The sequence below is a fragment of the Streptomyces sp. B21-083 genome (assembly GCF_036898825.1).
Lineage (GTDB): Bacteria > Actinomycetota > Actinomycetes > Streptomycetales > Streptomycetaceae > Streptomyces.
Window position 1 is genome coordinate 1,192,033 of record NZ_JARUND010000001.1, and the last position, 21,101, is coordinate 1,213,133.

Annotated in this window: 9 protein-coding genes; 1 reads left to right on the plus strand and 8 read right to left on the minus strand. The window is 70.5% G+C overall.

The window, feature by feature from the left end; genetic code table 11:
* Positions 1-6: 6 nt before the first annotated feature.
* From QA861_RS05330 to QA861_RS05345, 4 genes are all read right to left on the minus strand, one after another.
* Positions 7-4,335, minus strand: coding sequence for an Eco57I restriction-modification methylase domain-containing protein (locus tag QA861_RS05330; protein ID WP_334587048.1), 4,329 nt, complete (start codon positions 4,333-4,335; stop codon positions 7-9).
* Positions 4,332-7,574: a DISARM system SNF2-like helicase DrmD gene (gene drmD / locus QA861_RS05335; RefSeq protein ID WP_334587049.1), complete on the minus strand. Its 3,243-nt coding sequence runs from the start codon at positions 7,572-7,574 to the stop codon at positions 4,332-4,334. The genes QA861_RS05330 and drmD overlap by 4 nt, the downstream gene beginning before the upstream one ends.
* Before the next feature lie 159 nt (positions 7,575-7,733).
* The gene (locus QA861_RS05340; RefSeq protein ID WP_334587050.1) at positions 7,734-8,996 is read right to left on the minus strand and encodes a serine/threonine-protein kinase; all 1,263 of its coding nucleotides are present in this window, start codon (positions 8,994-8,996) and stop codon (positions 7,734-7,736) included.
* 183 nt (positions 8,997-9,179) lie between these two features.
* The gene (locus QA861_RS05345) at positions 9,180-10,121 is read right to left on the minus strand and encodes a serine/threonine-protein kinase (protein ID WP_334587051.1); all 942 of its coding nucleotides are present in this window, start codon (positions 10,119-10,121) and stop codon (positions 9,180-9,182) included.
* Positions 10,122-10,271: 150 nt separating this feature from the next.
* On the opposite strand from QA861_RS05345, the gene QA861_RS05350 reads away from it, so the two are divergent.
* Positions 10,272-12,257, plus strand: a complete 1,986-nt coding sequence (locus tag QA861_RS05350; RefSeq protein WP_334587052.1) for an N-6 DNA methylase — start codon at positions 10,272-10,274, stop codon at positions 12,255-12,257.
* A 69-nt stretch (positions 12,258-12,326) separates the two neighbouring features.
* On the opposite strand, the gene QA861_RS05355 is transcribed toward QA861_RS05350, so the two are convergent.
* The 4 genes from QA861_RS05355 to QA861_RS05370 are packed head-to-tail and all read right to left on the minus strand — an operon-like array spanning position 12,327 to position 20,777.
* Entirely contained in the window at positions 12,327-13,622 is a 1,296-nt protein-coding gene (locus tag QA861_RS05355; RefSeq protein WP_334587053.1) for a TIGR02679 family protein, read from the minus strand.
* Positions 13,619-17,833, minus strand: coding sequence for a TIGR02680 family protein (locus QA861_RS05360; protein ID WP_334587054.1), 4,215 nt, complete (start codon positions 17,831-17,833; stop codon positions 13,619-13,621). Before QA861_RS05360 ends, QA861_RS05355 begins: the two co-directional genes overlap by 4 nt.
* A complete protein-coding gene (locus QA861_RS05365) occupies positions 17,833-19,188 on the minus strand; it encodes a TIGR02678 family protein (protein ID WP_334587055.1) in 1,356 nt (451 codons plus the stop codon). The genes QA861_RS05360 and QA861_RS05365 overlap by 1 nt, the downstream gene beginning before the upstream one ends.
* Positions 19,188-20,777: a TIGR02677 family protein gene (locus tag QA861_RS05370; RefSeq protein WP_334587056.1), complete on the minus strand. Its 1,590-nt coding sequence runs from the start codon at positions 20,775-20,777 to the stop codon at positions 19,188-19,190. Before QA861_RS05370 ends, QA861_RS05365 begins: the two co-directional genes overlap by 1 nt.
* Positions 20,778-21,101 lie beyond the last annotated feature (324 nt).

The following is a 21,101-nucleotide window of genomic DNA, read 5'->3' on the forward strand; positions in this document are numbered from 1 at the left end:
GTCAGCTCAGAACAGGGCGCCCTCAGCGCCCTCACCGAAATCCGACCCACCTCGCGCGGCCAGCTGCTCCTTGCGCTTCCGGACGGCTTCGGGGGACGGCGGGGGCAGGTCGGGGTGCTTCTCCTGCGCCTTCTTCTCTGTCATGCCCTTGTGCAGGCCAAGGTGAACTTCGTCGGCGTATGCCTGGTGGTTTAGTTGGCGCAGGCGGTCGATGATCTCGGTTCGAGCGAGCAGGCCGATGGTGTAGCGGGTGCCCTGGTCGGTCTCGTGGAAGCCGTGGTCGAGAGGGAAGGTCTCGTGGTCCGGGTCAGCGGGCGGGGTCTGCCCGGAGCCGTCCAGAAGGTCGTGCCAGCCATACGCCTCGGTGGTGGCCCTGTCGATCTCTACGTGGATACGGCGGAGTTCGACGATGTCTTCATCCTGGCAGTCGGGGTCGTGAACCAGGTTGTAGGTGGCGGTGAGGCCCATGTCGCGGGCGAGCATCATTTCCCGACGGTACGCGTTGAGCTGGAAACCAGCTTCGCGAAGGCGTTCAGTGATCGGGGGGCGCACGAAAGTCTCGAAGACGTCAGTCGGGGTGTACCGGAGATCTCCCTTGATAGTCGACCCATAGTCAAGGGCCCACCAGTAGTGCATAGCACCGCTAAGCATGGCCAGCAAACCAGAATCGGACGAAGCGAAGACGACCGTGGCTTCCGTAAAGATCGGGCCGGTGGGAACCAAGGCAGGCATAACGGTATGCGTATGCCGAGTCATAACGATGCACTGCTGCAACGCCGAAAGCGCCCGGTTCAAATCCCCTCGAGGGCGCCAGTACTGCCACCAGCGTTCCATTAGTCCTGAATAGGATTTCAGATCCTTCTTTTCACACTCAGGCTTCACCTCCCTGAGAAGCCTAGAGAAAGGTTTAGGGTAAGAACGCGCCTCCCCCTCGGACCAATCATAAAAATTGATTACCCAACGCTCCGCATCAAACGTCGGACTACTGTTCAGATTCTGCCCATTCACGAGCGGTGCCAGCACATCCGCATAGCGTGATTCCTCGGAAATCCACTCCTGGGCTAGATCCTTCGGCACACTGAAACCGTCAATAACCAGAACAATTGCACCTTGGTAAGCCAGTGCGGCATTTACCACCAATGGCTCCACCCATGACGCTTGACGGGTAGCCGGGTTTAGCGACGTCGAAATACCCCCGGGCAAAATATTGCACCCTAGGATCCGGTTGGCATATTGCGCAATATTCACCTTACTGGTCCAAACGGCACAGTATTCAAGCGTAGCCGACTTTGCGGGCCACGGAGCACTCTTTACGCCTCGACGGATCTCAATGCCACTGGCCGCCAGTTGATCAAGACCAATCTCGCGAGTTTCACCTTGAGCCAACGTATTTGTAGCAATCAGCCCAGTTTGCCCTGCGGGGTTCAATAGCTCATGCGCTCGCAACTCAAAATACGCAACCAAATCGGCGCTACCACGCTTCGAAGCCAAGAAATCTACCATGTATTCTCGATAAGCTTCTCCGAGCGCACCCGTGAGCTTCTTACCACCCAAAAAAGGAGGGTTACCTACCACCGCATCGAAACCGCCACGCTGAGTGAACACCTCCGGAAACACCAAAGGCCAATGCACAGGCCGCCGTTCCAACGCCCCCTCCGGCAGCTCCGCCCCCAACCACTCCTCCGCCGTAGCCCGAGCCGCCCGCACCACCTCGGAGTCGTCCTCGACCCCGTCCTCCATGATCTGCTGCACGATCCACGCAGCGCGCGGGAACAGATCCCGGACCCGCTCCCCACCCTCCTCCTCATACCAAGGCACCCGCCCCGAAGCGCACGTGGCGATCGCCGCCCCCGCGATCAGGTCGCCCACCAACCGCAGCCGCCGCGAGTGCCGGTTGACCTCCTCCAGGCGCTGCCGCTTGTCCTGGAGCGCGGGCAGGTCCACGCCCTTGATGGCCGTGATCGCCAACCGCTCGCGCGTCAACTGGTCCACCAACTCCCGCGCCTGCTCGGCCAGGACGTCGGTCTGCCCGCTCGGCTTCATGTGCACCGACTGGATCTGCTCCATGTTGTGCACGCCCAGCAGCGAGTCCCCCGCCACCAACCGGTCGTCCAGGAACGTGAACGGGCGGCCCGGGTCCATCGACACCAGCCACAGCGACAGCTTGGCCATCTCAACCGCCATGGGGTTGATATCGACCCCGTACAGGCAGTGTTCGATGATCTGGCGGCGGGCCTCGACCACCACCGGGTCCTGCTCCGCGTCCGCCGCCGTCACCGCGTCCACGGCTCGGCCCGCCCGGTATGCCATCGCGTCCGCGCGGCCCTCGGACTCCCAGGCCTCGATCAGGCGGTCGCCCAGGTAGCGGCAGGCCGCCACCAGGAACGCCGCCGAGCCCATCGCGATATCCGCGACCTTCAGGGCCAGAATCTGGTCCTTGTCCTTCAGGCGCCACTCCCCCGTGTCCGCCGTCTGGAGTGGGCCCGGCTCGTACACCAGAGGCTCCAGCGCGTGCAGTACGACCTCCTCCGCCAGGAAACGGGGCGTGTAGTGCGTGCCCGTGTTCTTGCGGAGGGACGACTCCGTGACGTACAGCGCGCCGTTCGGGATGACCGTCGGCAGGCCCCGCAGGTCGTCCCGGAGGATGCCGACGAAGGGCAGGAGCCGTTCCGTCAGGGACGGGTCCTTCGTCACCGCGTTCAGGCGGCGACGGGCCTCCGCCGACGCCTCCGTGCCGAGCGGCGCGAGTTTCTTCTCCAACTGGCCCGCCGTCGCCGGGGGCTTGGGGTCCTTCCACTTCTCGTGGACGGACGTCGCGAGTGTCTTCACGGAGCCGCCGGCCTTCGCCGCCAGCGTCTCCAACTCCCGCAGACCGACCTCGTGTTCCAGGCCCTCGGGGCCGATCAGGCCCACCATGTGCTCAGTTGCCCTGCGTCCGTCGAACGACAGGAGGCCCTCGTAGACGTAGCCGATCTGCTCGACGTCCAGGGCGCGGAAGCTGAGCGTGCGGACCTCGCGGTCCTTGCCCCGGCCGACGCGGACCTCCTGGACCGCCTGGAGCATGTGCAGGACCGTGCGGTCGTCGATGGGGAGGAGCGGGGTGGTGCGCTCCAGCCAGGGGTATTTTTCGGGGTCGAAGATCGAGCCGTCGTACGCCGGGAGGTGGAAGCCGGAGCCGGGGTGGTCCACTCCCCCGTGCACGGCGTGGAAGAGGGCGATGAGGCGGTGCCACGCGGATGTCGTGTGCTCCAGCGACGTCTCGCCCTCCTCGTCCGCCCGCGCCTTCAGCTCGTCGCGCAGGAAGCGGGCGGAGTAGGAGCGGGCGTACACCTCGTTGTCCGCCGGGAGCAGGCCCCGTTCCTCCGCGAACAGGAGGAAGACGACCCGCATCATGACGGCCACCGCACCGCGGTAGACCTCGCCCGCGCCGACGCCGGACGCGTGGAGGCCCGGCGCCCCGTGCTCGACCGCCCGTACATCCGCGCGCCCTATGGCGTCGACGAGGAGTTCGACGGCCTGGCGGACCTGGACGCCCAGCGCCTCGGTGACGTCCTCGCCGGCCGCGAGGCTCGCCCTCAGCAGGCCGACGAGGGTCTCGGCTTCGTCGTACTCGAAGAAGCGGCGGCGGCGCAGCAGGGACACGAAGGCGCGGACGACGTTGCGTTCGGCCCGCTCGTTCCAGCCGATGGAGTCGAAGACGGCCGTGGTCGTGACGCCGCCGAGCGGGGCCCAGACCAGGCACCACCAGCGGCCGTCGGTGACCAGGCCGAGCGGTACGCCGTGGTGGCGCAGGAGGCGGGCGAGGCGGTCGGCGGGGGCCGCGGACCAGTCGCCGCCACCGCCGACGCGGGCCGTGGGCGCCGTACCGGACGGGACGGTCAGGCCGAGCAGGCGTACGCGTTTGGCGGCGGACTCCACGTCCGGTTCGACAGCGAGGTCCGTTCCGGGTTCGACCAGCGCGAAGTCGGGGCGTACTTCGGTGTTGTGCTCCGCGACGCGCAGGGTGAGGCGGTCGAGGCCGTGGTGCTCGGAGTCGCCCTGACGGAAGGCCAACGCGTCGTCCCAGCCGAGGAGTCGGCCGAGTACGTAGGCCACCCACTCGTCGCGGCCCGCCTTCGTGTCCGTCTGCCAGTCGGCGTGGCGGGCGCGGACACGGGCGCGTTCGTCCTTCTCCAGGGTGTCCAGCTGGGGCCAGGCGCGCAGCAGGACGGGCATGGTCAGGAAGGGGCCGGAGACCTCGGTGAGGTCGAGCCACTCCTGGTGCTGCCGGCGGCCGTCGGCGGCCTGGGCCTTGGCGGCGGCTACTCCGGCGCTCATGGGGCGGCGGGGGCTCATCGGCGGGCTTCCTTTGCGGGGATCACGAAGACGACGGCGGCGGGGAAGAGGTGGGAGCGGGGCTCGCGGTAGCGGGCGGCGATGGCGGCGAGTTCGCGTTCGCGTTCGGCGGGGAGGCCCTTCAAGCGGTCGTCCCAGCGCTTGCGGTCGTCCTCGAACTGACGGCGCTCGTGGCCGGTCAGCTCGTGGGTGGAGAGGAGGGCGAGCTGTTCGCCCTCTCCCTCGCCCTCCTCCTTGAGCTTGGCGCGCAGGGTGGCCTCGAAGCGGTCGAGGGTCCCGGTGATACGGCGTTCCTCCTCGCCTCGGCGGTCGGCGAGCCTGCTCTCCAACTGGCGGCCGAGTTCGCCGGCGCGGGCCTCCAGGGAGCGGTAGAGAGGGTCGCGGAGCCTAGGCCAGGCCTCGGTGAGTTCCCTGCGCAGGTGCGGGGCCGCCTCGACGCCCTCGGAGAGTGCCTGGGAGAGGACCCTGCCCTGTTCACCCACCGACTCCCAGCGGCGGAAGCGGCCGGTGTCGCCGAACCAGCCGCCTGCGTAAAGGACTTCCTCGTGCAGTCGGGTGCCGTCGGTGCCGACGAGGACGTACCGGGCGTACGCGGAGACGAGGGTCGTGGTGACGGCCGGGTCGTCGGAGACGACGGCGGTGACGCGGTGGAGGCCGACCGAGTCCGCGTTCCAGACGGCGGCGGTCAGGAGGCGTGTGGAAAGGGCGACGAGCGGGTGCTTGAGGTGGGCGAGGACCACGTCGTCCCTGCCCTGGGCGGCCACCGCCGGGGAGAAGGTGAGCGGGCGCTGCTCGCCCTCGCGGAGCTTGTGGGCGAGGCCGCGCGTGGCCCGCTCCCAACTGCCGGACAGGGGCTGGACTTCGAAGAGGTCGCCCGGCTCGAAGTCCTCCGCGCGGAGTGTGGACGTCAGCAGGGGCGGCTGGTTGTCCAGGGCCAGGGCGGTGTCCACGACGCGCTTGACGTTGCCCGGCGTGAGGCCGAGTGCGCTGACCGTCTCGTCGTACTGGTCGGCGAGCCGCTTCGTCTGCGCGGTGACGTTCTGCTCGGGGGCGACCTCGCCGCCCGTGCGGCGGCCCTTGATCGGCCTGGGCTTCGCGTTCTCGATGTCGACCGGTGCGGTGTCGCCGGTCATGCGGCGCTGTACGGCGTCGGCGAGGACGGCGTTGACGGAGCCGAGGTCGTGCTCCATGCGCGCGACCTTCTTGGCGACCCGGGACAGGAACTCCAGGTCGGCCTCGTAGGAGCCTGCCTGGGCCTGTTGCCAGCCGGAGCCGATGAAGTGGGTGATCTCCGGGTCGTGCTTCTGGCCCCAGCGGTCGATGCGGCCGATGCGCTGTTCGAGCTTGTTGGGGTTGAAGGGGATGTCGTAGTTGATCAGGCGGTAGCAGTGGTTCTGGAGGTCAATGCCCTCGCCGGCGGCATCGGTGGCCAGCAGGATGCGGACCTTGCCCTCCGCGCGGGACGGCTCGGCCTGGAAGCCGAGGCGGATGCGCTCGCGCTCATCGGTCGGCACTCCGCCGTGCAGCCGCTCGACGCGGCCCCCGTCGGTGAGTTCCTCCTGCTGGAGGAGGTCGTGGAGCCACTTCTGGGTGTCGCGGTACTCGGTGAAGACGACGACCCTTTCGTTGGTCCACTTCTTTCCGTCAGGGCGGCAGACGGCCTTCAACTCGGCGATCAACGCGTCCGCCTTGGAGTCGGGTGCCGCCTCGTGGGTGAGGGCCCAGCGCTCCATCTCCTGGAGCAGGTCGAGTTCCTGGCCGTCCTCGGCCGGGGTGAGCGAGGTGGAGCGGGTCAGCGCGTCGTCCTCGGCGTCGACCAGGCCCGCGTCGTCGAGGTCGGCGACGAGATCGGCGAACTCCTCCAGCCACTCGGGGACTTCGGCGGCGGCCGTACGTCCGCGCACGGGGCCGGTGTCCTCCAGATGGGAGAGGTACACCTGGACGGTGTGGAGGAAGGCCGCCGGGGAGGAGAACAGCCGCTTCTTCAGCAGCAGGGTCACCAGGTCGGCGGCGCGGCGTCCGCCCCGGGCCTTCGGGGTCAGCTTCCTGCGCCGCAACTCGGCGAAGGAGCCGAGCAGTTGATGGATCTCGCGTTCCTGCGGGGTGTAGTCGACGGAGAGTTCGGACGTCTTCCGGGTACGGAAGCGGGGCGTGCCGTCCGCGTTGGTGACGGTCGACTTCAGGCGTCGTACGACGGTGTCCCTCAGCGCTTCCCTGTCCGGGTCGACGCCGCGTGCGAATCGCTGGTCGTCGATGAGTTCGAGGAGGGCCGTGTACGACTCGGGGTAGCCGTTGTGCGGGGTGGCGGAGAGGAAGAGGCGGTGCTCGAAGTGCGGGACGAGGCGCCGGATCAGCTTCGTCTGCTGGGAGTCGACGGCGTACACCTGCTTGGGCGCGGCGGGCGCGACGTGGTGCGCCTCGTCGAGGACGAGCAGGTCGAAGAAGCGCTTGTGCTCGCCGTCGGTGCTCTCCTCGGGGGCGCCGATGACCTCGTCGAGGAGGCGCTGGGCCTTCTGGCCGCGCAGCCAGGGCAGGGAGACGATGGTGAGCGGGTGCACGCGGAAGGGGTTCGCCGCTGTGCCGTGGGTGCGGCGCAGGCGGGCGCAGTGCTCGGAGTCGACGATGGTGAACTCCAGGCCGAACTTCTCGGCCATCTCGTCGCGCCACTTGAGGGTGAGGCCGGCCGGGCAGACGACCATGGTGCGGCGGGCCCGGCCGCGCAGCATGAGTTCCTGCACGACGAGGCCGGCCTCGATGGTCTTGCCGAGGCCGACGTCGTCGGCGAGGAGAAGGTTGACGCGGGGCGCGCCGACGGCACGGGAGACCGGCTCCAACTGATACGGCTCGACGGCGACGCCGGAGCGGAACGGGGCCTGGAGGGTCTTGCCGTCGGCGGAGGCGACGGCGGACCAGCGGACGGCGTCGAGGAACGCGGCGAGGCGGTTCGGGGAGTCGTAGGAGCCCGTGGAGGCGTCCGGGAGAGAGCCGGCGGGCAGGACGCGGCGGCCGGGCTCGACCTCCCAGATCACGGAGAGGGTGTCGCCGAAGCGGCCGTCGGCGACGGACTGGAGGTGGACCAGGGTCGCGGGGCGGTGGTTCTCCTCGCCGTCGGGGGCGGCCGGGGACGGCTCGACGCGGGCTACCACCCAGGACTGGCCGCGCACCTCGACCAGGTTCCCCTCTTCGGGGAGCGGCTGCGCCCCCGTCCGCTCGGTCTCGCGCTGAGCTGCTGGCGTCATGGGCGCTGTTCCCCTCGGTGTTCACCTGCCGTCGTCCGTAGACAGTGTCCCGTGTCCTGTCTCCCCTCCGGAACGACGTGACGGCAGGCTAACACGAGCCATCAACTGTGAACAGAGATTACAAACAACCCAATCGACCGTCCGGATTGCCGCCGGCCGTCAGCCCATGCGGCGCAGCCGTTCCAGCAGCTTCCGGCTGCGCCCGTGCCCGGCGTCGGACTCGGGCAGGACCGTCTCCTCCTCGTCGGCCAGCCGGCGCAGCAACTCCTCGGCGGCGTGCCGTTCCCCGGTGCGGATCAGCAGGACGGCGATCTCGTAGCGGGTGTCCAGCACGGCGGGGTGGCCCGGCCCGAGCAGGCTGCGCTGTTCGGCGAGGACGGACTTCAGCTCGTCCAGGGCCTCGCGGGTGCGGCCGAGCGTCCCCGCGCACAGGGCGGCTCCGGCCCGGGCGGCGAGCGTGCCCGCGCGGTCGAGGCCGGGGTCGGCCATCAGCTCGCGGTACTCCTGCAGGGCGCGGGCGGGCCGTCCGGCCCGGCGCAGGGCGGCCAGCTCGGCCAGCCGCGGGTGCGCGGGCGTGGTCCCGGCGGCGGGAGCCGGCCGGGGCGCCCAGGCGGTGAGCAGGGCGGCCACCTCCTCGGCGGAGGCGGGCCGGTCCTCGGGCTTCTTCTCCAGCAGCCGCTCGACCAGCGCCCGCAGGCCGTCCGGTACACCGGGGCGGCGGTCGGCGAGCGGCGGGACAGGGTCGTTGGCGTGGCGGTGGTACAGCATGAACGGGCTGGGGTCCGTGAAAGGGGGCGCCCCCGTGAGCAGTTCGTACAGCACGCAGCCCAGCGAGTACAGGTCGCTCGCGGGGACTGTCCGGCCGACAGCCTGCTCGGGCGCCATGTAGACGACCGTGCCGGGAGTGGCGTTGGAAGCGGTGAAACGGGTCTCGCCGGGCTCGGGCTCCAGAGCCGCGGCGACCCCGAAGTCCAGGACCTTGATATCCCCGTCGGGAGTCAGCATCAGGTTCGACGGCTTCAGGTCGCGGTGCACGACTCCCTGACCATGGGCGTAGGACAGCACCTCGGCCGTGCGGCGGGCCACGTCCGCCGCCTGCTCGACACCCAGGGGGCCGTCGTTCTTGAGGACGGCGTCCAGGGCACGGCCCGGGACGAGATCCATGACCAGATACAGCTCGCCCTCGTGGTTGCCGTGGTCGTGCACGGCGGGGACTCCCGGGTGGCGCAGGCGGCTGGTCAGGCGGATCTCGCGCAGGAACCGGCGCTCCAGCGTGCTCGGTTCGGCATCCCGGCCGCGGGCCGCGAGGAGCTTGACGGCGACCTCGCGGTCATGGTCGCCGTCGTGGGCCGCCCAGACGACACCCATCCCGCCCCGGCCCAGCTCGTGCGTCAGCTCGTACCGTCCAAGGCTCCGCCGCATCGCGCTCCGCCCCCAGTTCCGGCGCCTGCCGCGCCCGCCGCCTCCCGCGCCCGGGAGCGTCACGGCACCCCGGCCGACCGGGTCATTCTGTCACCGGTCGCGGGACTCCTGTGCCGCACGTGACCGGGAAAGTGCTGGCTACAAAGACCGGAGCCCCGCTACGGAACGCGGTGGCGCCGTCGTTCACACCGGCATCGGCCCCTGTGGGACCAGGAAGGGGCGGCGTGGGTCCTCGGGCGGAGTCCGCCTGACGGCCAGCCCGGGGTCCGGCTCCGGCAGATGGGGTGCCAGGCCGGCGTAGACCTCGGCCGCCGACGCGGGACGGTCCTCGGGCCGCTTGGCCAGCAGGGCTGTGATCAGGTCCTGGAGATCGCCGGGTACGCGCACCCCCGCGTCGGCCAGGACAGGCGGGGGCGAGGCGAGATGGTGGGAGGCCAGGAGCGCCGGCTGATCCGTGGGGAAGGGCGGCTCCCCGGTGAGCATGTGGTGCAGCAGGCAGCCCACCGCGTACAGGTCGCTGCGGCCGTCGAGTCGGTTCCGGCCGGCCAGCAGCTCGGGAGAGGCGCAGATGAGGTTGCCGATGCCCTCGCCGGTCGTCGTCAGCCGCGGGTCGGTGTCGCTGAGCAGCTTGACCAGGCCGAAGTCGAGGAGTTTCACGACACCGTCACGGCGGACCATGACGTTCTGCGTCTTGAGGTCGCGATGCACCAGGTCGGCCGCGTGGACCGCGGACAACCCCGCGCACAGCTGGGCGGCGACGGCTGCCGCGGTGGGGACGTCGAACCGGCCGTCCTCCTGCTGGTCGAAGAGGTGCTCGAGGGTGGTGCCGTCGATCAGTTCCATCACCAGCCAGCACGTGTCGTCCGTGATCGACGCGTCGAAGACCGTGGCGACGTTCGCGTGGTCGAGGCGTGCCGCCGCCCGCGCCTCCCTGCCGAACCGGGTGAGCGCGGAGTCGCGGCTGCTTGCCACGGCCAGCAGTTCCGTAGCGACGGTCTTCACGGCGACAGGCCGGTCAAGGGGCAGGTCACGTCCCTGCCACACGTGCCCCATCACTCCGCGGCCCAGCACGGACTCCAGCCGATAGCGGTCATGGAGCACCAGTCCCGGCGCGAGACTCCACATGTCTGCCGACCTCCGTATTTCCCCGCACAACAAGGTGGAGCGTATACGCTGTGAACAAAGTCAATGGGGACAGTAGCCCTCCCCGCATCAACGGCGGCCGCAGGGGGAACGCCGACCAGCCCAGCCACCAAGTACCTCGGAGACCGAACCATGAGTGTTCATGACGCCGTCCCCGTCAGCCTGGCCGAGATCGCCCGGATCGCCGGCGTCGGGCGGGCCGCCGTAAGCAACTGGCGCCGGCGCCACGACTCCTTCCCCACCCGGATCGGGGGCACCGACGTCAGTCCGCAGTTCTCGCTGGCAGACGTGGAGCGATGGCTGCGGGACAGCGGCAAGCTCATGGACATCGGCGGCCGGGAACTCCTCTGGCCGCGCTTCGAGGCGCTGGGCAGTCGGAACGAGTCGGGGCTGGCCATCGCCGAAGCGGCTCGCCGGATGCGTTCCTCCAAGGCACGGATCGCACATCCCGAACTCTCCGCGCAAGCCCATGAACTAGTGGGCGAAGCGGCGAAGGTGGGACGGGAGGAGGGACCGCGCGAGACCTTCGAGTTTCTGCTGCAACGATGGCTGGAAACGCATGTCCGACAGCTCAGTACCACGCCGCCGCAACTCGCCGCCCTGATGGCCCGCATCGCCCTGGCCGTCCGCCTCGGCCCGGTGCAGGAGGTACTGACCCTCCTCGACCCGGCGTGCGGTACCGGACATCTGGCCGCCGCCGCGGTGCAGGAGTACGGCGTCCCTGGGCTGGAGGTACTCGCGTGCGAAAGGGACCCGGCGCTGGCCGCGTTGACGGCCGGCCGCCTCGACTTCCTCGCGGATGACCGCGACATCCGGACCCGGGTCGCCACCGCCGACGCACTGCGGGACGACCCCTTCGCCGGTGCGAAAGCCGATATCGCGCTGTGCAACCCCCCCTTCAACGAACGAGACTGGGGCTACGAGGAGCTCGCCACCGACCAGCGCTGGACGCACGGTCTGCCCCCTCGCACCGAGCCCGAACTGGCCTGGGTACAGCACCTGTTCTCCCACCTCAAGCCGGGCGGGGCCGCCGTGGTCGTTCTTCCGCCGGCCGTCGCGTCACGCAAGGCGGGCCGCCGCATCCGCGGCTCGCTGCTGCGCACCGGAGCGCTCCGCGCGGTCGTGTCCCTGCCCCCCGGGAGCGCACAACCGCACAGCGTGTCACTGCAGTTGTGGATCCTCCGCGCGGCACAGGACGGCCCTGCCGCCGCTCCCCCCAGCCAGCACGCCCTCCTGGTGGACGCCACACGTTTCGCGAGGCCCGGAACGCGCGAGCCGAGCCCCGACTGGGACGGCCTCGGTTCGTTCGTACTCACCGCGATGGCGACCCTCGACCAAGTGGATCAGGAGCCGCCGAAGGGCGCCGTACATGTCCCCCTGCTCGACCTTCTCGACGACGAGGTGGACGTCACTCCGGGACGCTACACCGGGGCGACGGCCGAGCCGTCCCGTAAGGAACTCGCTGACAAGTGGGCCGAGTTCGGGTCCTTGATGACCGATCTGGCCGATCATGCGCAGCGTCTGTCCGCACTCGACTTCGGGGCCGGTACTCCACAGACCACCACGACGGTGGGCGACCTCGCCAAAGCCGGGGCACTGACACTGCGCGCCGGCCAGCAGCCGCCGGACTCGGCCGCGACGGCTCCCGGGGGCACCGTTCCGTTTCTCAGCATCGCCGACCTTCTCCACGACGGCACGCCCAGCGGGATGGTCCCCACCGGCTCAGCCCCGGTAGTCGCCGAGGAGGGCGACGTCGTGGTCGCCGGAGTGGCTCGAGCTTTCAAGGCGTGGGTCCACGAAGGACCGCCGATGGCCCTGGGACCTCAGCTCCACGTCCTGCGGGTGGACGCGGAGAAGCTCGACTCCCACTTCCTCGCCGGCTGCCTGAGCGCGCCGGCCAACGGGCGCCAGGCAGGCACTCACGCCTCCAGTTCGTCCAGAGTCGACATCCGGCGTCTCCAGGTGCTCCAGCTCTCCCTGGAGAAGCAGACGGTGTACGCCGAGACCTTCCGTGGTCTCCGGGCCTTCCACGAGTTGCTCACCGCGGCCGGCGGTACAGGCAACGGATTGGTGAGCGACCTGAGTGATCGACTCGCGGCAGGCAGGCTCACCACCTGACCCTCCTCAGGCCTGGCCGGCGGCCCGCAGCACCGGGGTCGACCCACCGGACAACGGCTCCGAGAGGCTTCACCCGAGGTCCTCCAGCAGCAGATCGAGCGCCGCCTCCTCGTGCAGGGCGACTCCCAGGGCGTCCATCGCGGGGGCCAGTTCCGCGTCCCACATGGCCTCGGTCGGCGTTCCTGTGAGGGCGATCTGCGGTGTGACCTGCGTTCGCGTGCGTATGGCGAGGTACTCGTAGTCGGCCGCTCGCATACGCCAGGGTTCGGCTTCGTACCGCTGCATGATCCGGTTCGCCAGCGCGATGCCGGGCCAGTCGAAGTCACCGTGGTACGCGAAGGTGCAGCCGGTCGCCGCCAGCGCGTCGAGGAGGGTGAGGACGACCGTTGCCGCGCTCCCTGAGGTGCAGATCAAGGGCGCCGTACGGCCGGTGTCGGCCGCGGCCTCCACCACGCGTGGGTTTTCGCAGACGTGGACACGAGTGCGCTGCGGCATCTCCAGGCGCAGAGCGCGGAGTTCACGCAGGGTCACATGCGTTTCCATGTGATGGTCGGCGCGCTCCCGCAGGGCTGCCTCCCGCCAGGTACCGCCGATAGGGCGCAGGCCGTACGCGAGCACGGTGCTGGAGACCTCGTCCGGGGTCACCGAGGCCATGCGCCACAGAGCGCGACGCGCCGGGGCGTCGCCGGGGAACTCGACGTCGCGCGCCAGCGCGATGCCGCGCAGGACCCACCGGGACAGCAGCGTGCCGTCGTCCAGGCCATGGGCCGAGCCGGTGGTGCGGGTGGCCAGTTCGCCGCGACCCCAGGAGGCGGGGGTGGGCCGTGCGTCCGCGCCCGGAAAGAGCGTCGCCAGGGTCTGGACGGCCTGGGTGATGACGGTGGTCGCGGTGTGCGGCTCCTGGCGCGGGAGCGTGCCGCTGCGTCGTATCTCCTCCAGCCACTGTGCCGTCCAGGGCTGGGCCGACAGCGACGTGGCTTCGACCTCGGCCTGAGCCGTCGACCACAGACGGGCCCGTTCGGCCGCCGCGGCGTCGCGGACCGCCCGGCGGTCGGTCAGGGGTGGGCCCAGTTCTTCCAGCGTCGAGGCCAGGCCGCGTCCGACCGCGCTGGCACGCAGGCGGCTGTCCAGGTCCGGCAGGCGGACGGTGGCGGTGCGACCGCTGATCGGTCTGGCCAGGAGGAGGGACAGCGCCTCGCGCTCCTGTGCGTCCAGGTGGTCGAGCTTGAGGGTGCCGGCCGGCTGGAGGCCGTTGCGTTCGAGACGGGTGCGTGCCGCCGTCCAGAGGCGGGTGAGGCCCGGCCTGGTGAGAAATGCCAGGGCTTCGGCGTCAGGGGGATGTTCGACTCGTTCGGGTGCTGTCATACCGACATCAGCCTCCGGTGCCGCCCGTTCCACGTGTAGTGGAGCGTGGCCACGCCCCGCACGTGCGGGTCGCGCAGACACTCGTAGATGTGGAGGGACGGTACGTCGGGCCAGTTGCCGATCAGTCGCTCGCTGGTGAGGACGAAGTCGAGGTCCAGGTCGACCAGAATGCGGCCGAGGCGGGCGTGCGTGGGCTCGTCCACCTTGGCGAACGCGTCGTCGAGGAGGATCAGACGGGGCGCGTGCGGGGCGGCGTCGGCGAGGCCGGTGAAGTGGGCCGCCGCCGCCGCGAAGAGCACGAGGTAGGAGAGGACCCGCTGTTCGCCCTGGCTCATACCCGTGCGGCTGGAGAGTTTACGGCGGCTGCCCGGTGCCGCGTCGTTCACCACCCAGGGGGTGAAGGTGAACCAGTCGCGGTAGTCCAGGGCGGTGCGCAGGTGGGCCGCGTAGCCGGCGGCAGGATCGGCGCGGCGGGCGTCCTCGATACGGCGCTGGAGGACGTCGCGAAGTTGCTCGGACTGCTCACGGGTGCGCAGACCGGAGGGGCTGCGCAGCAGGTCGACGGCCGCCTTGACGTCCGCTTCCACGCCGTCGGCCAGCTTCCAGTCGAGGGTGACGCCCAGACCGTGTGACGTACGGACCGTGGCGAGGGTGGTGTTGAGGGCGGCGACCAGGGCGCCGGCGGTCAGCACCTGCGAGGACAGGTGGTCTCCCAGCTCTCCTGTCAGGAAGCGCTGGAAGACCTCCCGTTCGCGCTCCGTCAGCCGGTCGCGTGCCTCGGCGGCCTCGGCGGCGATGCGCCCGCCGACCGCGGCGATGTCGTGCGGACCGTGGTCGTCCACCAGTCGGCACAGTTTGATGCCGTCATGTTCCTCGATCGTCGCGTCGTAGCCTCCGGAAAGCTGGTCGCGCAGTTCGGTGTGGCGGTTGAGGAGCGTGGTGTCCGAGACATCGCGGCGTTCGGCGTCCAGGCCGCGCCGTACGGCATCGACGAGCAGGCGCAGCGCTGCGATGCGCTCCCTCACCGCGTGGTGGACAGGGTCCGGGGCCTTCAGGGTCCGGTCTTCCGCTTCCGCGTCGGTGTCGAGTCCCGCTCCCCGCATGACACCGGGCAGCGAAAGGGCCGTACGCAGCCTCCTGCCGCAGTCCAGCACCTCGGTTTCCTGGGCGGCGAGTGTCTCGCGCCGCACCCTCTCGTCCTCCTCCGACCGTACGCGCAGGTCGTGCACCTCGGTCATGTCCCCTCGGGTGCGGGGAAGTTGGCGTCCCACGGCGTCCAGGCGACGTTTGGCCTCCGACTCGCGGGCCAGAATCTCCTGCTCCGAGACACCGAGGGCTTCTTCCAGGCCCCGGACGGTACGGCGGGCAGTCTCCAGCCGGCCGAGAGGCTCGGCGTAGTCCGACTCGGCCTCCCGACGGGCTGCTTCGGCCCGCTCGTAGTCGATGCGGCCGCCGCGGTGGCCGTCCGCGGCGGACAGGACCACCCGCACCCGCCGACGCAGTTGTTGGGTGCCCTGCACAAGACGGTCGAGGGCCAGCCGGACCCGTTCCAGTGCGGCCGGGTCCGCTGGGAGATCCTGGGCACTCGCCGTCGCCTCGGTCTCGCGCCGAGCGGCGACAGCGCGGGCTCGTGCCTGCTCCGCCTCGCGGGCGGCCTTGGACACCTGCGAGGCGAATGATTCGGCGGCGCGCGCGGCCTCGACCGTGCGGGCCCACGCATCCGTCAGCGCACGTGCAGGGGGCGGTCGGCGCAGAGTGTCGGCGACCTGGTCGCGCTGCTCGGTGAGGATACGCAGGCTGTGCCCGCGTTCCGTCAACACCCCTAGTACTGAGGTCAGTTGACGGTCGAGTTCCGCCAGCTCCCGGCGTCGCGTCTCCGCGCGCACCTCCGCACCCACGTACTCGGCGGCCTGTTTGGCGTGGCGGCCGTGGGCGATGCCGAGCCTCCAGGAGCCGTCGGTACCGATCGCGGTGTGCGGGCCCGCCTCTGCCGCCTCGACCGTGTCGGCATCGCTGCTGAAGACCCGGCGCTCGGTCAGAGCCACCGTCCTCAGCAGGCGCTCGACCTGCGCCGCCGTCACTCCGCTGTCCGGCGCGGAGACCGGCCGCAGCACCTGGGCGAGCGTCGCCCCGGCCACAGGTGCTCCTGGAACCAGGATGGTGTCCTGCGTGACCGGGTCGAGCACCGTGCCGTCGGCCCGCACCCAAGCATCGAGCAGGCCGCTCGCCTCCAGCGCGGCTTCCAGCCCCGCCCGCGCGTCCGGCTCCAGGTCATGGGCGAAGTCCACCAGCCGGTACAGCGGCGCTCCGGTGCCGGATGTGCGGGGAGCCGTGCGGTGGGGCGGGGGCGGAGGTTCGGGGTCGGTGCGGCTTTCCCGGTCCTCGCGCCGACGCTGAAGCCGGCTCTGCTCGAGCTCCAGTTCGCGGACGGTCAGCGAAAGGTCGTCGCGCTCCGCGCCCAGTTCGGCCAGCCACGGGTCGACGGCCGACCGGGCCGCCTCAACCACCTCGTCGGGAACCTGCGCGGGCAGCGGGCCATCGGCCGGGTCATGCTCAACCAGGGCCAGCACGGCGTCCAGGGGCAGCCCGGTGGCACTCCGCAGCTGCTCGCTCCAGGCTCTGGCCGCGTCGGCGTACGCCTCTCCCTCGCGCACGGATTCCTGTCGGCGCTCCTCGGCGCGCGTGCGCGCGCGGTCCGCCTGTTCCTCCAGGCGCTCACGGGCGGCGTCGGTCTCTTGCGCCTCCCTCTGTGCCTCGTTCGACCGCTCGATGAGAACTCCCAGTTCGGTGACGAAGCGGGAGCGGTTCCTGATCACCGGCTGCGCGGCGTCGAGCCGGGCGTCCCAGGCGAGCAGCGCTGTCACGCAGGTCTCAATGTCGACCGCCAGCACCTCACTGTGCCGTACCAGGTGGAAGTCGCCTTCGGGCGCGGTCAGTTCAGCCGTGGCTGGAGGCGCGGCCGGCGCGGCGGGTGTCGCCACGGGCTCACCCAGATGCACCGGGTCGATCCCGGAACGTTCGGCTTCCCGCACCAACTCGCCGTGCCCGGTGCGCAGTTCGATCAGCTCTTCTCCGAGCCGCCCGGCCTCGGCGGTCAGCCGCCGCCCGGCCTCCTCCTCGTTGCTGTGCGCCTGGCGGACGGCCTTGAAGGCGGCGGCGGCCGCGCTGTGCAGGGCGTTGACGGTGGCGCGTTTCTCGCCGAGCTCCTTCAGGCTGCGATACCCGGCGCTGGCGTGCAGCGCGGCCAGATCCGTCTCGGCGGCATTCGCCTCGCCCTCAAGCACCTCGACGCGGGCCTCGAGTTCCTGCTCGCGCTCGCGAAGCCCCTCCGCCCTTCGGGCAGCGTCCCCTGCGGACTTGCGGTGTTCCATCAGCTGCTCGAGCTCACCGCTCGCCTGGTCCGTGCGGCGGCGCAGCGCCCCGTGCAGATAGCCGCGGTAGCCGGTGAGGAAGGTGCGCAGTGCTTGGTCGGTGCGTTCGAGGCGGCCGAGGTAGGCCCTTACGGAGTCCAGGTCGTCCAGGCTTCGGGCCACCTTCTCGACGACCTCGTCGTCGAGGGCGGGCAGGGTCTCGGCGAGGACCGAGACCAGTCCGCCGGAGTCGATGCGGTCGCCGATGGTGGGACGCCGCAGACGGTGCAGGAGGTGGAGCAGGTTGCGGTAGCGCGCCGGGTCGGTGAGCCCGAACAACTCGAGGGCCACCGTGGCCCGGTGTTCGACCGCGCGGTCGGTGACGTGCTCCGAGCCGACGAGCGCCTTGAGTTGGTCGACGGGGAGCGGCCGGCCGTTCGGAGCGAGGTCCAGCCCCTCGCCCACCCGCAGCGGAGTGGTGAAGAAGAACGGCTTCGCCGTCTTCGTCGACTGTGACGCGCGGATGGCCGCGCCGATGGTGAGATGGCGGTCGTTCCCCTCCTCGTCCGTCCGCGCGAACTCCAGCCACAGGTAGCCCAGCCTGTTGGTCTGTTCAAAGCCGTCGAGCATCAGCCAAGCCAGGGTGGTGCGCCCGGTTCCCGTAGCGTCCAGTGCGCGGGCGTCGCCGTCGAGGAGATAGGGCAGCAGCATTTCCAGGGCCTTGGACTTGCCGGCGCCGTTCTTGCCGCGCAGCAGCAGGCGCCCGTCGCCGAATGCGAACTCCTGCTCGTCGTACTGCCAGACGTTCCGGATGCCCGCACGGTGCAGTCGGTAGCGGTACGGGTTCGGTGGGCGGTTCATCAGGGCGACTCCTTGGCGACGTCGTCCGCTGGGGACTGGTCGGTTCGTGGCTTGACCTCCACCGTGGTGGCGTACCGGGCGGCAGCGGCGAGCAATATCCAGCCGCCGTCCGCAAGGCCCGGTACACCGTCCGCATGGCTCTGGCCGCGTGCCTGCGACACATCGGTGACGGAGCGGCCGTCGGTCACCGTCTCCCCGTATCCCTCGGGCAGGCCGTGGCCGTCCGCGCGCACGGGCCCGGCGCGAGCCATCAGACGCATCCGGACAAGAAGGTCGAGTACGGCCGCGAGGAATCCGTCCCGGTCGTCCAGGTGACCGCGCTGCCAGTTGCTGCGCCTGCCGTACTCCTCGATCAGTTCGCCGAGCAGGCCGGGCAGCAGCCCGGTTGGGACGGGCACGCCGATGACGAGCCGTCCGCCGACCGCCGGATGGCCCGCGTCTTCTGGACGCAGCCGGTCGACCAGCCGCTCCACCAGGAGCAGCGCGGCCTGAGCGACCGTCCCGGTGCCCGGCAGGTGCAGGTCGGTGAGTTCGTCGTCCGGGTCGACCAGGGCGATACCCTCGGCGCGGATCTCCGCCTCCAGGCCGAGCAGTTCGGAGAACGCCTGCGCCTCGCGCCGCTGCCGGGTGCGCAGCCATTCGCGCTCGGCGTCCGTGAGGTCGTCGAGGTGAACGACGGGCGTCTCGACGAGACGCCTGCGCACGTACGTACGGGGCCCGCCGAAACCGGGGTCGGCGGCCCGGCGTACGAGGTCCGCGCCGTCGCGGCTCTGGGCCAGCGGTCCGGCGACGACGACTCGCGCGATCTCACGCTCCACGGTCAGCAGCGCCTCGCCCGCCCGTTCCTCGGCGACGGCCCCGACATGGCCTTCGGTCTCCACCAGAACGCCCCAGTCGACGAGTTGCCGCAGCGCGGCCGCGAGGGTTCGCCGCTCGGCCTGCCGTCCGGTGTCGGCGATGTCGATGCCGGCGTCGACGGCGGCGGCCCGCAGATCGGCGACGAGCTGGGAGAGCAGGAGCTGTTCCGGGGCGGTGACGAGGACCGACAGCGCGAGGGCCAGGTAGGCGTACGTCCGTGGACTGAACGGCGTTCCGGTGGACGGTCGTTCCAGGCGGTGGCCCGAGCCCTGGCCGAGGCCCGCCTTGAACAGCCGGGCGTACGAGGCCTCCACCAGCAGGCGGTATCCGAAGACCTGCTGGAAGCGCGGTGCCAGCCAGTCGGCGTGGCGCCGGACCAGCGGGAAGGCATCGCTCTGCGGTCCGGTGCTGGTGACCAGAGGGTGGGCCAGCAGGAGCCGGGCGGCGGTACGGCGCTCGGCCGCGAGGGCGACATCGTGTGCGGAGGGAAGGGGCATCAGGCGCTCACCTCCCCCGCCGTCGGCGCGGACATGCTCTCGACTGACACAGTGAGATCGTCCGCTGTCAGGTCGCCGTCCACTGACCGCAGCACCGTGGACCTACCGGGTGTGCGCCAGGCGGTCAGCCGGATGCCGAGGTCGGCGTCATCCGCCTGCGCGCCGTCGAGCAGGAAGTCGCGGGCGTCCTGGTGGAATTGAGCGTTGCCGAGAGCGGTCGTGAGGAGCTCCAGCAGCAGTTGCATGGCCGGGGCGCCGAGACGCACCTGCTCGAACCTCCCCGAGGCACTGCGCAGTTCGTCGGCCGCCGCCTGCCGGGCCTCGGCCTGTTGCCGCGCCTGCTCCGTGAGGCGGCGCTTCTGCTCCGAGTGGTCCTCGGCCGCCGCGGCACGTCCGCGCGGAGCCCTGCTGCCGCGCTCGCGCAGCGCCACCGGCACGTCCACCACGGGTCCGGTCCACCAGCTCACATACGCCGGCACGGTCCGGTCGGGGTCCGGTGCCACCCCCAGGTGGCGCGCGCCGTAGAGCCCGAAGGCGGCGACCGCCAGATCGTGGGCCTCTTCCGGCTCAGCGGCGTCGAACCAGGCCGCGAGCCGCAACAGGTCCTTGCGACGGGACATTTCTCCCGAGGCCGAACGCAGCATCCGCTTGGCATTGGCGAGAAGCGACTGCAGGGCGCGCAGGGTGGCGTCCCGGAGCTGCTCCACCTGGCTGATACGCCCTCCCGAAGCGGTGAACCACGCGCGCAGCCCCTCCCAGTCCGCCAGGTCCCGTCCACGGCTACGCTGCACCCGCGTCTCCGGTAGCCCGTCGGCGAGTGCCCCGATGCCTGCCGAATGCTCGTCGATACGGGCGAGCAGCGCGGGCAGGTGCGGCCACACGGCGTCCAGGTGGGCCGCGATGCGTGGAGCCCGGAAGGAGACGTCCTCAGTGATGGCTTCCACGTAGTCGAGCAGTAGTTCCTTGAACCCCTGGTACTCGGCCGAGTCGAGGTCGTAGCGCGCCAGCACCTGGCCCAGATAGGCGTAGAAGTCGCGGACGGAATCGGCGAATTCGGCGAACTGCACGAAGAGCGTGCTGATCCGCTCCAGCGCCTGCTGCGGATCAGCGCCGCCCGGCGCTGCGGCCACGGCGGCGATCTCCCGCAGGCCGCGGTCGACCAGGGCCAGCAGCTCGGTGCTCACCTCGCGTGCCGCGTCGGCCCCGGCCAGTACCTCGTCCGCGTCCCGCTGAACGCGTTCTCCCAGCTTCGACAGCTGGTAGCGGGACCGTGAGCGCTGGTATTCGGCGATGCTCGTCGCCTTGACGGTGTGCGTGCTGCGCAGCAGATTGCCCCAGCGCACCAGCTCTTCGAGCCTGCGTGTGAGCGTTTCCGCGTCCAGCCCCGCCCCAGGGCCTCCCCTCTCGGCCACCTTAGCGAGGAGGTCGGGTACGGACAGGTCGGCGAGCAGTGTGCCGCAGAACACCCGCATCACCGCGATGTAGTCCAGGCGTTCGGGCGCACTGAGGTAGGAGTACGCACTCAGCCGCTGCCACGCCTCGGCGCCGGCTTCCTCCCCTTGCGGTGGCTTCCCTTCGTTCTCCTCCATGCCACCGAGCGTACGGACCACCACTGACACTCCGGAGGAAATCCCACCGTCTGACAGATCGGGACGGCGTCGCCACCGGCGTCCAGGTAACCCACCGGGCGGGCGCGAATTCCGGACCGACCCGCGTGCTGATCGACGGACGAACGCTGGGCACGCTCGCTCCCTCACCAGGTCCCGACGGAGCGGAACCTGCCAGGTGTTCCCGCTCGACGCGGCCTGTCCACCCGGGCCCATCGAAGTCCGGTTCGAAGCGGTAAGCCCTGCACCACCGTCCGGCTGCACGCAGTGCGCCTCGCACGACGAGGGCGTGTCCGACCCGTTCTG